The sequence below is a fragment of the uncultured Campylobacter sp. genome (assembly GCF_938017615.1).
GTDB lineage: Bacteria > Campylobacterota > Campylobacteria > Campylobacterales > Campylobacteraceae > Campylobacter_B.
The window spans coordinates 1-13,845 of sequence record NZ_CALIJA010000017.1; the positions used below are offsets into that span (position 1 = coordinate 1).

Sequence of the window (13,845 nt, forward strand, 5' to 3'; positions counted from 1 at the left end):
CTCGCTGGGCTGCAGCGTAAAATGCACGAAAGGAATCTCTAGCCAGCGCCTAGCTCCTAGCTTGCTAACGCCGAAAAAATCGACGCTGAGCAGCAATATGATATTGGTCCAATAAAATATCGGGATCAGATATAAAAATTTGCGTATCGGAAAGAGAAAAAATAGCGTAAAAACGGCAAATCCTACGCCGAAATAAACGACCTGTTTCGATGAGAGCACGTCGTTTGCCTCGCTTATTAAAACGTATGAAAAAACCACTATCGGCACGATCAAAAAAGGTTGAATGAAATCAAAATATGCTAAAATCTTTTTGTCAATTTTAAACAACGCTTAATCCTAATTAAAATTTTGACGTAAGAATAGCCAAAAAAGGTATAAATTTGGATAATCTAATAGCACAATGCAGCGAAAGGCTCGACGTTTTTTTAAGCTCGCAGCTTGGAATTTCGCGCAACCAAATATCAAGCTTAATCAAATCTGAAGCGGTCAGAGTGGACGGCGTCGTGCAGAGCAGGCCCGGCTACAAGCTATCTGCGGGCGAGCTCGTGCTCATCGACTACCCCGTGCCCGCGCCGCAGCAGATGAGCGCAGAGCGGCTGGATTTCGACATTGAAATTTTATACGAGGACGATGATCTGCTCGTGGTAAATAAGCCCGCGGGCCTTACCGTCCACCCCGCCGCAAGCGTCAAAGAGCCCACGCTCGTGGACTGGCTCAAGTCTCACGGTTATCTGCTTTCCACGCTCGGCGGCGAGCTTCGCGCGGGCATCGTGCACCGCCTGGATAAACTCACCAGCGGCGCCCTGCTCGTCGCTAAAAACAACGCCGCGCATGCCGCGCTATCGGCACAGCTAAGCGATAAGAGCATGGGGCGGATATACCTCGCGCTCATCGACCTGCCGCTGAAAGAGCCCTGCGTGATCGAGCGCCCGATCGCTCGCAACCCCGCAAATCGCCTAAAAATGGGGATTGTGCCCGGCGGGCGCAGCGCAAAGAGCGCGTTTTATGAAATTTTAAGCGGCGCGGAACTAACGGAGCTTCAAAACTCCGCCCAAAGGTGTGATGAAATTTTAAGTACGGGTGCGGACGATGGCACGGCTGCTGGCAAGAGCGCGGGGGCGGATAAAATTTCAGCCGCCGATAAAATTTTAGCTGCGAACACAGGCGCAAGTAGAATTTCGGCTAAGGACAAAATTTCGAGCGACACTACGGATAAAATTTCAACGGGTGATGCGGGTAAAATTTCGGCTACCGATAAAATTTCAGACGCGACTACGGGTGCGGGCAAAATTTCGGCCGTGTCCACAGGCGGGGATAAAATTTTAAGCGCTAGCAGTGGTGCAGATACGAATAAAATTTTAGCGACCGACGTAAGCGCTCGCGGGAATGAAATTTTAAATACAGACCCAACTGCGGGCGCGGATAAAATTTCGGCTACCAACGTGAGCGCGAGCAAGAACGCGGGTATGGATAAAATTTTAAATAACCGCGCGGATAACGCGGACGAAATTTCAAATAACTGCATGCGTAGCGTGGATAAAATTTCAATCCAAAGCGTAGATAAAATTCCAAGCAACCGCGCGGGCAACGCAGGTAAAATTCCAAACAATCTCGTAGATAGCGCAGATAAAATTTTAACCGCCAAAATGAGCGCGGATCAAACCCAGACCGCCCGTCTCGCCGAGAATAAAGTTTTAAATTTTAAAAATCCCGCTCAAAACCAAAACTTGCCGCCGATAAACCTAAAGAGCTTCAATCTCGTCGCGGCAAAGCTCTTCACGGGTCGCACGCATCAGATCCGCGTGCATTTAAGCTCGATAAATCGGCACATTTTGGGCGATCATTTATACGGATTTAAGAGCGAAAACGCTAAAATTAGCAGGATTTTGCTCCATGCCTATTTGCTCTATTTCATCCATCCGCGAAGCGGCAAAGAGGTGAAAATTTGCGCAAATTTGCCGAGCGAATTTCTAAATTTTACGACAAATCAAAAGGTAAAGGATGAAATTTATGAAAAAATTTTACCGACTAACGTTGAGCGCTACTTTAGCGATACTAGCGGGTGGTTGCGCTATGTCTAGCGCGCCTAGTGCAAGCGACGAGAGCCTTCCGCGTGTAGAGGGGATCAGGACGATCACGAGCGACGATGAGATCGGGCTTGAGTGGCCTAGATACGACTCAAATACCGCCGTGTTGGGCTTTATAGTTTATCGCGCGCCTGCAAGCGGCGGCGAAGCCAAAAAGATCGCCACCATCGCAGATCCATACTCCACCCACTACGTAGATACGAGGCTGCAGCCGGGCACTTCGTATAAATACACGGTGCGCACATACGGCGCCAAGGGCGTTTCGGCTCCTTCTCCGGTTGCTATCGCAAGCACAGCAAAGATGCTAGAGTCCGTGCCGTTTGCGCAGGCGATCTACGGGCTTCCGGGCCGCGTCAAGATCATCTGGCGCCCGCATCCGGATCTTCGCGTAAGCTCCTATCTAATAGAGCGCCGTCCTAAGGGAGGCGAGTCGTGGAGCACGATTAAAGAGGTTCGCGGCAGACTTAGTGCTGAGTATATCGACAATATCGATTACGGCGAAGGATACGAATACCGTATTACCGTCAAAACCGAAAACGGAGAGCTGTCCAAGCCTAGTGCAGTCATTGCCGCAGCGCAGGCAGAATAAAGTTTGCCAAATTTTATAACCCAAAGTGTGAGCCTGCCGCCGCTGCCGGCTAGATTCGACGAGACCGAATTTTTAGAAACGGCGCGCGGCAGAAACCTGACGCTCGTGCGAACCAGAAGCTTTGATAGCGAGTTTTTTATCACCCTGAAGCCCGGCGGCAACAAGGTGATAGTAAAGGGCGAAAAGATCACCAAGCCCGCCAAGATCGGCCATCTGCAACGAGCGCTCGAAATTTTTAAAGAGCGCTTCTGCGGGCAGATCATCTCGCAGGCGTTTGCCTACAAAGACAGCTCGCTTACCGAAAAAACGCCGCTGATTTTGGACGAGAATGAAATTTTATCCCTCGTAAAAAGCTCTAAATTTAATAAAATTTTCATCGAGATCGGCTTCGGTTCGGGCAGACACCTGCTTCATCAAGCGCGCTCAAACCAAGACGCGCTGCTAATCGGCATCGAAATTTACAAGCCCGCGATCGAGCAGGTCGCAAAGCTAGCGATCCGCGAGGGGCTGCAAAACATTGCGCTCATAGCTACCGACGCGCGGGTTTTGCTGAGCCTGCTTCCCGCTGGCTGCCTGCAGCGCGTATTTTTGCACTTCCCCGTGCCGTGGGACGACGCGCCGCACCGCCGCGTCATAAGCGACGAGTTCGCCTCGCAGATCGCACGCACGCTCGGACGCGGCGGCCGCTTCGAGCTTCGCACCGACAGCGAGGAGTACTTCCTCTACGCGATGCAAAAACTCTCGCCCTACGTGCAGCGCAAAGCGGGCGAAATTTCGCACTTCAAAAACCGCGACGCCGCCGTAGCGAGCAAATACGAGGATAGATGGCGCAAAATGGACAAAGACATCTACGATCTGATCTACGAGAACAAAACCGCGGACCTGGGCGAGCCGCAGCAGTTTGAGATGGAATTTTTAAAATTTGACGCGGCAGCAATCGCGCGAAATTTTAAAAATTTTACCTTCAAGGGCGAAGATTTTTTCGTGCATTTTGAGGAAATTTTTTACTTTGACGCGCAGAAAAGCTTGGAGGCAGGCGGAACCGTGGCGGACGACGTGAATTTAAGCAGCGCGGACGAAGCGATGAACGACGAGGCTATAAATTTAGACGCGACGCGCGGCAAAAATTTAACCAAGCAAGCAAGCGTGGATGAAATTTCGGCAAGCGGCGGCAAAATTTCAGCTACGATAGCGGGCGATAAAATTTCAACTTGCACGAACACTACACAAATTCTAAAAAAAGCGAGCGTCGCGCCAAATACAAACCGCGCGGATGAAGCGGGCGCAAAAGACGGCGCAAATTTAAACGAGGATCGCTTGAGCACAAAGGGCATAGATTTAACGAGCGACGTTCCCATCGCAGTAAGCGCTAAATTTAGCCACCCCGCCCCAGGTGAAAAGCGCGCTTTAGCCTGCGAGCAGATCGCAACAAGCAGCGCGCCAAATGCTAGCGGCACGGAGGGTGCGCTTGCAGCTATCGATGCGACAGGTGCGAGAACTACACCTGCAGCGATCGGTACAATAGATGCAAACAATGTGCCGAATTTGGACGGCTCATTCGCGGCGACCCGTGCAGCGGAAGCAAGCGCCGCATCAAATGTGATCCGCGCAGACGAAGCAAACGTTACGAAAATTCCAAAAAAAGCAAGTGCCACGCCTTGCAAAAATGAGCCGCAAGCCGAACTGAAAAACGAGCTAAACCGCGCTGCCGAGCCGCAAGCAGAATTAGAAAATAAGTCAAACTCTATCAAGTCGCAAGTTGAGCGCCAAAGTGAGCCGAAGCGAGCCAAGCTACAAGCCGAACACCAAGGCAAATTAAATCGTGCCGAGCAGCAATGGCAAGGCAAACCAAGCTGCGTTAAGTCGCAAGACGAATGGCAAAGCGAACCAAGCTGTACCGAGCAGCAAAACGAACGGCAAAGCAAGCCATGCGCCGCCGAGCCGCAGGACGTGCTAATCCTGCTTTCGCTCGGAGCATTCGACTTTCCGCAGCAGTGTTTCATCCGCGCAAACGCAAGCGGCACGCGCTACTTCATCCGCCGCCCGCTTCCTACGCGCGAAAACCACGCGGCACATCAAAAAATTTCGGAGATATTTTCACAATGGCAGAAATAACGGACGATTACAACATCATTACCGCAGCGGGCCTCACGCTGGGCTACGAAAGGGCGGGCGCGGTCATCCAAGACGCGAGTTTCGGCATCGGCGCGAAGGACTTCGTCATCATCACGGGCAAGAGCGGCAGCGGCAAATCCACGCTGCTTAAGTCCTTCTACGGCGGCATCGACATCATCGGCGGCGAGCTGAACGTCTGCCTGTGCGATCTAAAAGGCATCACAAACTCCGATCTGCGCACCCTGCGCCAGCGCATCGGCATTATATTTCAAAACTACCGCCTGATCAACGAATGGACGATCGAGCGCAACATAATGCTTCCGTTAATGATAATGGGCTACAATCAGCAGGTCTGCCAAGACCAAGCCAAAAAGCTACTGCGCCACGTCGAGCTCGGGCACAAGATGGGTAAGTATCCGCTCGAGCTTAGCGGCGGCGAGCAGCAGCGCGTGGCTTTGGCGCGTGCGATGGCGCATAATCCGCGCCTACTGCTGTGCGACGAGCCTACGGGAAATTTGGACGACTACTCCAGCGCCATTATTTGGAATTTGCTGCGCTCGGCGTGCGAGTCGTGGAACGCCTGCGTCGTTATCGTGACGCACAAAATGCCCGCCACGCTGCGTTTTAGGCACCGACATTTTGAGATTAAGGACGCTAAAGTAAATGAAATCGATTAAAACCCATTTCGGCGTGATCTTTTCGCTCGTCGCGCTGCTTTTCTCCGTGCAGTTTGGAATTTTTATGAGTAACCTAACCAAAAGCTACGAGCGCTCGATCCAAAACGAATACAACATCGTGCTAGTCTCCAAAACCTCGCTCAGCCTGCAAGACGCGCAAAAAGCGGTGCCTAAAATCAGCTCGATTAGCGAAATTTCGACCGCGGGCATCACCGAGCGCCTGAAGGGTAAAATTTCACAAAACGCCTTTGCCGAGCTTAGTAAAAATTTGCCTAAATTTTATAGCGTCAAGCTCGAAAGCTTCCCTGACGCCGCGCAGCTTGCCAAGATCGAGCAGGATCTAAAATCGATCGGTTCGCTTACGCGGGTTGAAATTTTTAAAAAGACCCACGATGAAATTTTTAAAATTTTACTGCTTATCAAAAGCCTTGTTTACGGCTTTGCGTTTCTCATCGTGCTTTTAGGCGTGATGTTAATTCACCGCCAGATGCGTATCTGGGTTTACGAACACAAAGAGCGCATCGAGATTATGGAGCTTTTCGGCGCGTCATTTCTGATAAAAAGCGGCAAACTCTACCGAATGGCGATAATCGACTCCTTCATCGCCACGCTGATCGTGACCTGCTTCTACATTGCGCTTCCAGGCTGGGAGGTGTTTTCGACCACGCTTAAGGGTATCGGCGATCTACGCACCGCCATAGTGCTGCCTTACGACGCGCTGATCCTTTTAGGCGTAGCTTTAGCGCTATCTATCATCGCAGTTAGCTTTGTGATGCTGCAAATCGGAAATAAACGAGCATGAAAAGGGCTTTTTTAGCGCCGCTCCTTGCGCTGGGGCTTGCCGCGGCTCTTACTTATGCCGCGCCCGCAAAGGGACAAAGCACGAAAGATAAGATCGCCAAAGCTGGTCAAGAACTCAAAAGCTCGCAAAAGGAGGGTATGCAACTCTCGCAAAAGATCGACGAGATCGCTGGCCTTATCATAAAGGAGCAGGAGGGCTTTAAAAAGCGCGAAGGCGAGATCAAGCAGCTAAGCGAAACGATCGAAGGGCTAAAGGATCAATACGCCGCCGAAGCGCAGGAGCTTGAAAAGCTTAATAGCCAAAACGTCACGCTTCTTAGCGTGCAAAATGATCTAGAAAGCAAGATCATAAGCGTGATCTCGCAAGAGCTATCGTTTGATCTAATCACCGACGTAAATTCCACCACTACGCCCGATTCTATCGTAGCTAGCGAAATTTTAGAGGGGCTCGGCGTCGTTATGAACGACGAGCTGAAGGGGTTAATCAAAGACTACGAAAATAATCAAAATTTTATCAACGAGCAGAACAAAAAGATCAAATCGATCCAGGCAAGCATGGCGGGCTACGATAAGAAAAAAACCGATCTTAACGCCAAGCAAACCACCCAAAAAGAGAAGCTCGCACAGATGAAAAAGGACAAAGAGGACTATATCGCGCGCCTAGAGAAGATAAACGACGAGCAAGACGCCATATCTAAGACCCTGCAGGAGCTTAAGATCATCGACGACGCCGAGGAAAAAGCCAAAGCGCAGAAGGAGGAAGCAACGCGCCAAGCAAAGCTTGAAGCGCAGAAGCAAAAGGAGCGCCAGGCGCGCGAAAAAGAGTACGCCAAAGCAAAGGCGGCTGCCAAAAAGGCGGGTAAGCCAGAGCCTGCGCCTCCTAGCGAGCCCGAGCCCGAAGTGAGCGAGCCAGCGGATGAGCGCGTAAGCAAGATCAACCAAAAGGTCAAGCAGTACGGCTCTAGCTATCAGTCCTCGCGCGTCAAAAAATACAGCGGAGCCAAGACCGCGGCGCCTCTGAACAGCGCGTATTTGAAGCGGAAATTCGGCAATTACAACGATCCCGTGTATAACATCAAGCTTTTCAACGAAAATATCGTGCTGGGCTCAAACAGCGGCGACACGCAGGTTAAGGCGGTACTGCCGGGCAAGGTGGTCTTTGCTAAAGAAACCGCCGTGCTCGATAAGGTCGTGATCCTAGAGCACAGCGGCGGTATCCACACGATCTACGCGCATCTAAATCAGATCCCGCCTACCGTGCGCGTCGGCTCCAACGTCAAAAAGGGCTACATCATCGGGCGCATCGGCTCGGATCTGACCTTTGAGGTGACGCAGCAGAACTACCACATCAACCCGCTTGATCTCATAAGTCTGAGGTGAAGCCGTGGGCGGGGAAAATTCTAAATTTAGCGGATCTTGCGAGGACGCCGAAAGTTTAAATTTAAGCGGACAGAATTCAGGCTGCGATTTAAATTTAGATGAGCAGAATTCTTTAAAAGAGCAGAATTTCGCCACTTCAAATTTGAACGATGAAAGCTCTGCGGCGGCGTTAAATTTAAACAGTCAAAGCTCTGCCGCCATAGATATTGCCTCTACGTCAAATTTAGATAGCGAGAATTCCGCCACGGGCGCTACTGCGTTAAATTTTAAAAATAAAAATTCCGCGACGGCGGACATCATAGCGACATCAAAAACGATGGCGGGCGCCGCAAAAACAGGAAGCTACAACGAGCGTCGTAGAAGTAAAAACGACGAAAACAGCGCAAAACGATATTGAGATTACAAGGGTAGCGGAGGAAATAATGATAGCAGAGATAGCACCGACAAAAGAAGCAGAGGCGGCGAGGCCGCAGATCCAAGAGCTTACCAATTTTCTTAGCGAATACACCGCCAAGATGCTTAGCATCGGCACTTATACCGCGCGCATCGAGCGCTGCGTGCGCAGGATAGCGGACGCTTACGACTATGAGGCGAGCCTGATGATCTTCGTGCGCCACTTCATCATCAGCGTGATGGACCCCGCGGACAACTCTATCCGCCGCACCTACGTCAAAACGGGCGCTGCGGCGCAGATCAGCTTCGATCTGATCTCGGAGCTAAGCGCGCTTAGCTGGGAAATTTACGACGAGAAAATCCCCCTTGCGCGCGCCAGAGCCGCATTTGCAGAAATTTTAGCCTCGCAGAAGAAAAGCTTCGCCAAAACCCTCGTTCTGCTCAGCGTCGCAAATGCCGCGTTCTGCGAGCTTTTCGGCGGCGACGGCGGTGCGATGGCGTTAGTTTTTGCGGCTACGGCTTTTGGAATTTGCGCCCGCTATCTATTTAGCAAGCTTAAAATCAATCTAAAAATCCAATACATCGCGGTTTCGTTCGCAGTCTCCTTCATCGTCTCGCTAGGCGCTCGCTACGGGCTTAGCGCCACGCCCGACATCGCCGTAGGATCGAGCATATTGTTTTTGATCCCGGGCGTCTGGCTGATCAACTCGGTATTTGACATCTTAAACGAAAATATGCTCGTAGGCATCAGCAGAGGGCTAAACACCGGGCTTTTGATCATCTGCATCGCGATCGGGCTCTTTCTGACGCTTAGCATCTCAAATTTGGGGCTTGTAAATGTTTGATATAGCACTTTTGGTATTTAAGGATGCTTGCTTTGCCGCTGCGGCGGGGCTCGGGTTTGCGTATGCGTGCATGCCGCCTAAAAAGACGCTAGCCTTCTCGGCGCTGCTTGCGGCGGTTGCGCATTCATGCAGGTTTTTGCTGATACAGAGCCAAATTTTTTCGATCGCTGCCGCGACGCTTTTTGCGTCGCTTCTGATCGGCGTTTTGGGAATGCTCTGCGCCAAGCGCCTCAAGGTGCCCGCAGAGATCATCGCCTTCCCCGCGCTGCTTCCGATGATCCCCGGCATCTACGCCTACAAGGCGGTTTTGGCGCTGTTTTCTTATATCAGAGCCTCAGGCGCGCAGCAGAAGCTCGCTCATCTCATCTCGTTTTTCGACAACGCCCTCGCCACGATCTCGATCTCGCTGGCGCTCGGCACGGGCGTCTCGATAACGCTGCTAATTTTCTACGAGCAGTCCTTGATGATCACTCGCGGAGCAAGAGGCAAATAGCGCTAAATAAGAAATTTTAAGCAGACGCGACGGGTAAATTTTATAAATTCTATTTTATTGCTCTCGTTTTATCTCTTTGGTTTTTTCATCGTAATAATATCCTTGCTCCACACCCAGCAAATTATCTTTTATATCGTATTTATATGTATAATTTTCATCAAAAATACCTAGATAAAAAGCATACCGACTATATTTTATACCTTCTAACTCAAAAAATGCTTTATACGGTTTTATATCTTTCTTTTTAAAGTTATATAAATTACAAAAGTTATCGTATTTTTTATCTATTAGGCTTACATACATATCAAAAAATAGCATGTCGGTTGGAATAGAAAAAATTTTATCATTAGGATATTTGCGGTCGTATATTTTAGGATTAATTTCATTTAAAAATATTTTTTCCGTAAATAACATATCAAATACATGTTTATCATTTTCTAATCCGCTAAAATATAATTTGTACTTTAAATTTCCATCCGACAAGATTAAACTATTATTATTTTCCCAAGGGTAAACAACTTCGCCTTTGAGCATGGACATATTTACAAAATCTTTGAAATTTGCTACGGCTTGTTTACCGTTGCAAGCCCTGTCTCCCAAACTCATAAAATATTCTAAATTTATATTGTCATCTACAATGAAAAATTCGCAAGCTTTATCTGGACGATTATTTCCACCGCATCTTTCCGCCAACCCGCTATAAAAATTATAAAATTCATCGTCCACTTTACCGTATTGCTTCTTTATTTTTCTTTCCATATCACGGAATTCCTCCGCTGAAATATTTATAGATTTATAGGTCTTTTTAAGCATGCACTTTAACGCCCTATCCTTAAGCTGTATATCTGTAAGATTGCCATTTAGATCGCATACCCATTCATATGGACCAGTTTCAATTTTTTCGGCTAAATTTGGGTATTTATACTCCACGATAATCGAAAGTATCGCGCACAAAGCACATATTATTATGATGAAGGCTAAGCACAGATAATATCTCGTTTTCAAATTTCGCTCCTAAAATTTTCCGCAATATACCTCACATAGACTTAATCTGCGATAATTTTAGAATGTCTCAAATATCGTTAAATCAGAGCTTTTCTTGATCCGCTTCGGCAAATTTCATCTCAATGCTTTGTAGGTATTGGGCTCTCTTGCTCCGCTCGTCGCACCTCTATCGCCAAAGTAAAATTTAGCCGAGCTTTTCTGACTTAAACGCCCTTTTTGCTGTCATATAAAAGCCGCTAAAGATAAAAAGCGCCATGCAAAGCGAGATGAACGACCATAAAATTTTACCCGCGAGCCCAAAAAAATAGCCCGTATGCAGCTGATAGTTCGCGTCTTTAAACTCGCCCACGGTGATACCCTCCGTTTGCTTCTGCTGCGCGATTTTGCCCTCATTTAGCTTCACGCTCGCGCCTTTTGGACGGGCTGTAGCGGGCGCATCGGGCTCGTAGTATCTGACGCCGATCTTATCTCCGGCTGCGAGCATTAGGGTAAATTCTTTATACTCTATACCGCTTGATCTGAATATCTCATAAGCCCTCTGCGCGTCGCTAAATTTATACGTAGCGGGCTTTTTGCCCTCCTCCTTAGCAGGTGCGACGGCGTGATCTTTAGAAGTGGCGGCTTTAGGTGCGCTAGCTTGCGGTAAATTTTGCGAGCTTACAAAAAGCTTCATCACAGCATCGTTATACCAGCTATACGACCAATTAAGCCCGGTTAGGCAGATAAGCAGGTAAATCACCGCACTTAGCGAGCCTAGGCTTGTGTGTAGGTTATAAAAAAGAGCGTATTTTTTGAGTTTAAAATTCGGCTTTATCGCCTCGATAAATTTACGCCTAAGCCTTGGGAAATGCAGCCAGACGCCGCTTATTACGAGCAGTATCATCGCCACGACGCTCGCGCCTACGATCTGTTTGCCGATCTCGGCCGCGGTTTTGTTGCCGCTTAGCGCTAAACCCAAATTTCGGTGCAGAGACATCACCGTTAGCACAAAGCCCGTGCCGCGATCCTTGCCGATGATCTGCGCGGTGTACGGATCGACTAGATACGCATCATTTCTGTTTGCGTAAACGACGAAGGCTTCGTCATCGCTTTTGGGCACGACGAGCCTTACGGGCTGCTTAGCGCCCGTTTGCTCGCTAAAGCTTTGCAGGATTTTCTCCACGCTTTGCATTTCGCCTGTTTTTTCGACCTTTTTAGAGCCCGCGTTTATTAGCGCCTCAAACTCGTGCTGATACGACAAAATCGCGCCCGTAACGCCTATGATAAGCAGCGGGATAGAAAAAACTATAGACAAAATCAGATGGACGTTAAACAAAATTTTATTACGCTTCAAAAGCGAGCTCATTGTAGATCCTTGCGAGATAAATTTAATCTTTATTTGATTGAGGTTCGCAATTATATTGTGCGATTTTAAATATTTAGATAATTATCATTAAGATTTATGCTGCGAAATTTTAAGGCGTGTTATGATATCACAAGAGCGCCTAGGTACCTCGCGCAATGTCATAAACTGCATATTTCAGAATATCGAAGCCAAAAATTTAATCCGCCTTTCGTGCGACAAGATCACTCTAGTAAAGTAAAATTCTAATCTCAAATTTATAAAAAGCGCGCTCAAAATCTCGTAAATTTAGAAATTTTGCGCTAAAATTGCCAAAGACGCGAGCTTGCGTAATCCAAAAAACAAGGTCATTATTATGTCGCAAAGTATAGTCGAGTTTGCTACGATAATCCTTTATGTTACGATAGGCTTTTGCCTTCTTGTTTCATTGTTTCAGACAGATAGATCCTATAAAACCGTGTATCGCGGGACATTATTTATCCCAGCCGATCCGCTTTTAAAAATACCTATGTTTATAATATGCCTAAGCTTCGGTGTAGTCACTCTATCCAGCCCGCACGTAGCAAAACATAACGGTAATCCGGTACCCTGCTTTTACACCCACGATAAAATTTGCTCGCAGGAATACAAAGCGGCAGGCATAAATTTAAGATGCTTTGAAGAAGGCGATCCCAGATGCGTGGACGGATATCTGCAAATAAGCGGACCCAGGCTAATACTCGGCAAAATCATATCTGTCTGCGCCATAATTTTTTCCTTTATCGTGCTAATTCAAAAAGGAATTAGAATAGATAAAAGCGGCATCTGCAAAGAATGGGAAGTTCTGCCGCTTAAACATACGGAAAGGATAAACTTTGATGAGATGAGCTACGCCACATGGTTTATAAGAGGCATAAAAATAATCAGCATACGCGGCAAAAATAGCGACGTTAAATTCGGGGCGGGATTTTTGTATGCACGAAGGGATATAGATTTTTTGCAAAATTTTATATTCGAAAAGCTCGCTGAAATTTCAAAAGCCGAAGCAGCCGAGCGAAACGCTTGAGCTTAATTTAACGCTAAAAATATCTAAATTTAAGGCGGCGGCATGATATTTTTATATTTGATATTCGGCATAAATCTTTTACTGTTTGGGCTTGCTATTTTAAAAAGCATGGTTTTTAAAAGCAAAGCCTCTTATAAAACCGTGCAAAAGGGCGCCTGGCTCATACCTCCTAGCCCCATAGCAAAAACTATGCTTATCGTGCTATTTTTATCCTGGGGTTCGTTGGTGGCGTTTGATGAGCCTTGGATAAAAACAACAAAAGGCAGAGGTAAAGTTGCATGCTTTGATGCAAACGATCCTCTATGCGTAGATGGGTATATGCAAAGAGGCGGCGGCGAGGCCGCACTCGTGATCGTGATGGGTCTTGCAATGATGCTAATTGCCATACTGCCGTTATCTGAAAAGGGCGTCATCATAGACAGCCGCACCGTAAGGAAAGAGTGGAGATTTTTATCGTTTAAATTTAGCACAAAGATCGATATAGAAAACGCCCTTACGGAGAAAGGGATGAGGGGCGAGATGCCGATTTTGATAGTAGAAGACGGGCAAAGCGGCAAAAATTTTACGCTCTCATTCCCATACGCACAGCAAGATATAAAATTTATCGAAACAGAGATAAGAAAGAGGCGCTATAAGATGATGAAATCAAAAGAGGCGAAGGCTCCCCTCAAATCCGCGCTCAAAAAAACTATAAGCTTAAAAGGTGTGAATGAGCGCGCAAACATAGAAATTCTAAAAAATGACAAAGAGGGCGCGGGCGATTAAATTTTAAATTTATCCACGCGCGAGCAATAGCTATGAAAATTTATGACAAGCCGTAGCAAAGCAGCATAATGATCGCGCGAGTAGCAGCCGTAAAATGTACGCGTAGCGAAGCGGCGGCAACGAGTGTGCGAACAAGTGTGGGCAAACACAAAAAAATGAGCCCAACGTAAGCCCAAAAGACGAGCCGGACGCTTAAAATTTAACTCGCGATTTTAAAATCCGAAATTCTAAATCGCTCCGCCTAAATTTAGCTTATTTTTTACATAAAATTCGTAAAATTACAATTTTTAATTTACAAAAAAGGATGC

The 13,845-nt window shown here is 47.6% G+C and carries 13 protein-coding genes and 2 pseudogenes; 12 read left to right on the forward strand and 3 right to left on the reverse strand.

Annotated features, from left to right (window positions below; translation table 11 throughout):
• A partial coding sequence (locus tag Q0620_RS00730) for an FtsW/RodA/SpoVE family cell cycle protein (protein WP_298782795.1) occupies positions 1-327 on the reverse strand: 327 nt, incomplete at its 3' end.
• A gap of 53 nt (positions 328-380) precedes the next feature.
• On the opposite strand from Q0620_RS00730, the pseudogene Q0620_RS00735 reads away from it, so the two are divergent.
• The 10 genes and pseudogenes from Q0620_RS00735 to Q0620_RS00780 all read left to right on the forward strand — a co-directional run.
• Positions 381-1,031 (forward strand): annotated as a pseudogene (locus tag Q0620_RS00735) (RluA family pseudouridine synthase); the annotation flags it as partial.
• 723 nt (positions 1,032-1,754) lie between these two features.
• Positions 1,755-2,081, forward strand: a pseudogene (locus tag Q0620_RS00740) (RluA family pseudouridine synthase); the annotation flags it as partial.
• Positions 2,011-2,676 (forward strand): fibronectin type III domain-containing protein, encoded by a 666-nt coding sequence (locus Q0620_RS00745; RefSeq protein ID WP_298756030.1) that lies wholly within the window; start codon positions 2,011-2,013, stop codon positions 2,674-2,676. The pseudogene Q0620_RS00740 and the gene Q0620_RS00745, both read left to right, overlap by 71 nt.
• Positions 2,677-2,679: 3 nt before the next feature.
• Positions 2,680-4,791: a tRNA (guanosine(46)-N7)-methyltransferase TrmB gene (gene trmB / locus Q0620_RS00750; protein WP_298782796.1), complete on the forward strand. Its 2,112-nt coding sequence runs from the start codon at positions 2,680-2,682 to the stop codon at positions 4,789-4,791.
• On the forward strand, positions 4,779-5,468 hold the full coding sequence (locus Q0620_RS00755; protein ID WP_297943112.1) for an ATP-binding cassette domain-containing protein: 690 nt from the start codon (positions 4,779-4,781) through the stop codon (positions 5,466-5,468). The genes trmB and Q0620_RS00755 overlap by 13 nt, the downstream gene beginning before the upstream one ends.
• Positions 5,455-6,270, forward strand: coding sequence for a hypothetical protein (locus Q0620_RS00760; RefSeq protein WP_297961083.1), 816 nt, complete (start codon positions 5,455-5,457; stop codon positions 6,268-6,270). Before Q0620_RS00755 ends, Q0620_RS00760 begins: the two co-directional genes overlap by 14 nt.
• Positions 6,267-7,649, forward strand: a complete 1,383-nt coding sequence (locus Q0620_RS00765; protein ID WP_298782797.1) for a peptidoglycan DD-metalloendopeptidase family protein — start codon at positions 6,267-6,269, stop codon at positions 7,647-7,649. Before Q0620_RS00760 ends, Q0620_RS00765 begins: the two co-directional genes overlap by 4 nt.
• 4 nt (positions 7,650-7,653) lie before the next feature.
• Positions 7,654-8,046, forward strand: a complete 393-nt coding sequence (locus Q0620_RS00770) for a hypothetical protein (RefSeq protein ID WP_298782798.1) — start codon at positions 7,654-7,656, stop codon at positions 8,044-8,046.
• A 25-nt stretch (positions 8,047-8,071) separates the two neighbouring features.
• Positions 8,072-8,887 (forward strand): threonine/serine exporter family protein, encoded by an 816-nt coding sequence (locus Q0620_RS00775; RefSeq protein WP_298782799.1) that lies wholly within the window; start codon positions 8,072-8,074, stop codon positions 8,885-8,887.
• A gap of 1 nt (position 8,888) precedes the next feature.
• Positions 8,889-9,380 (forward strand): threonine/serine exporter family protein, encoded by a 492-nt coding sequence (locus tag Q0620_RS00780; protein WP_298782804.1) that lies wholly within the window; start codon positions 8,889-8,891, stop codon positions 9,378-9,380.
• A 54-nt stretch (positions 9,381-9,434) separates the two neighbouring features.
• Here the strand turns inward: Q0620_RS00780 and Q0620_RS00785 are convergent, their stop codons facing one another.
• Together Q0620_RS00785 and Q0620_RS00790 are read right to left on the reverse strand one after the other, a co-directional pair.
• The gene (locus tag Q0620_RS00785; protein WP_298782800.1) at positions 9,435-10,385 is read right to left on the reverse strand and encodes a hypothetical protein; all 951 of its coding nucleotides are present in this window, start codon (positions 10,383-10,385) and stop codon (positions 9,435-9,437) included.
• Positions 10,386-10,569: 184 nt separating this feature from the next.
• On the reverse strand, positions 10,570-11,730 hold the full coding sequence (locus tag Q0620_RS00790) for a PepSY-associated TM helix domain-containing protein (RefSeq protein WP_298782801.1): 1,161 nt from the start codon (positions 11,728-11,730) through the stop codon (positions 10,570-10,572).
• 352 nt (positions 11,731-12,082) lie between these two features.
• On the opposite strand from Q0620_RS00790, the gene Q0620_RS00795 reads away from it, so the two are divergent.
• Both Q0620_RS00795 and Q0620_RS00800 read left to right on the forward strand, forming a co-directional pair.
• Positions 12,083-12,772: a hypothetical protein gene (locus Q0620_RS00795; protein WP_298782802.1), complete on the forward strand. Its 690-nt coding sequence runs from the start codon at positions 12,083-12,085 to the stop codon at positions 12,770-12,772.
• Between the two features lie 42 nt (positions 12,773-12,814).
• On the forward strand, positions 12,815-13,537 hold the full coding sequence (locus tag Q0620_RS00800) for a hypothetical protein (protein ID WP_298782803.1): 723 nt from the start codon (positions 12,815-12,817) through the stop codon (positions 13,535-13,537).
• Positions 13,538-13,845 lie beyond the last annotated feature (308 nt).

Bases quoted from the DNA above. Each gene is read 5' to 3' on its own strand.
- Q0620_RS00765 (WP_298782797.1), top strand. From the start codon at position 6,267: ATGAAAAGGGCTTTTTTAGCGCCGCTCCTTGCGCTGGGGCTTGCCGCG.
- Q0620_RS00760 (WP_297961083.1), top strand. From the start codon at position 5,455: ATGAAATCGATTAAAACCCATTTCGGCGTGATCTTTTCGCTCGTCGCG.
- Q0620_RS00795 (WP_298782802.1), top strand. From the start codon at position 12,083: ATGTCGCAAAGTATAGTCGAGTTTGCTACGATAATCCTTTATGTTACG.
- Q0620_RS00745 (WP_298756030.1), top strand. From the start codon at position 2,011: ATGAAAAAATTTTACCGACTAACGTTGAGCGCTACTTTAGCGATACTA.
- Q0620_RS00775 (WP_298782799.1), top strand. From the start codon at position 8,072: ATGATAGCAGAGATAGCACCGACAAAAGAAGCAGAGGCGGCGAGGCCG.
- Q0620_RS00755 (WP_297943112.1), top strand. From the start codon at position 4,779: ATGGCAGAAATAACGGACGATTACAACATCATTACCGCAGCGGGCCTC.
- Q0620_RS00790 (WP_298782801.1), bottom strand. From the start codon at position 11,730: ATGAGCTCGCTTTTGAAGCGTAATAAAATTTTGTTTAACGTCCATCTG.
- Q0620_RS00800 (WP_298782803.1), top strand. From the start codon at position 12,815: ATGATATTTTTATATTTGATATTCGGCATAAATCTTTTACTGTTTGGG.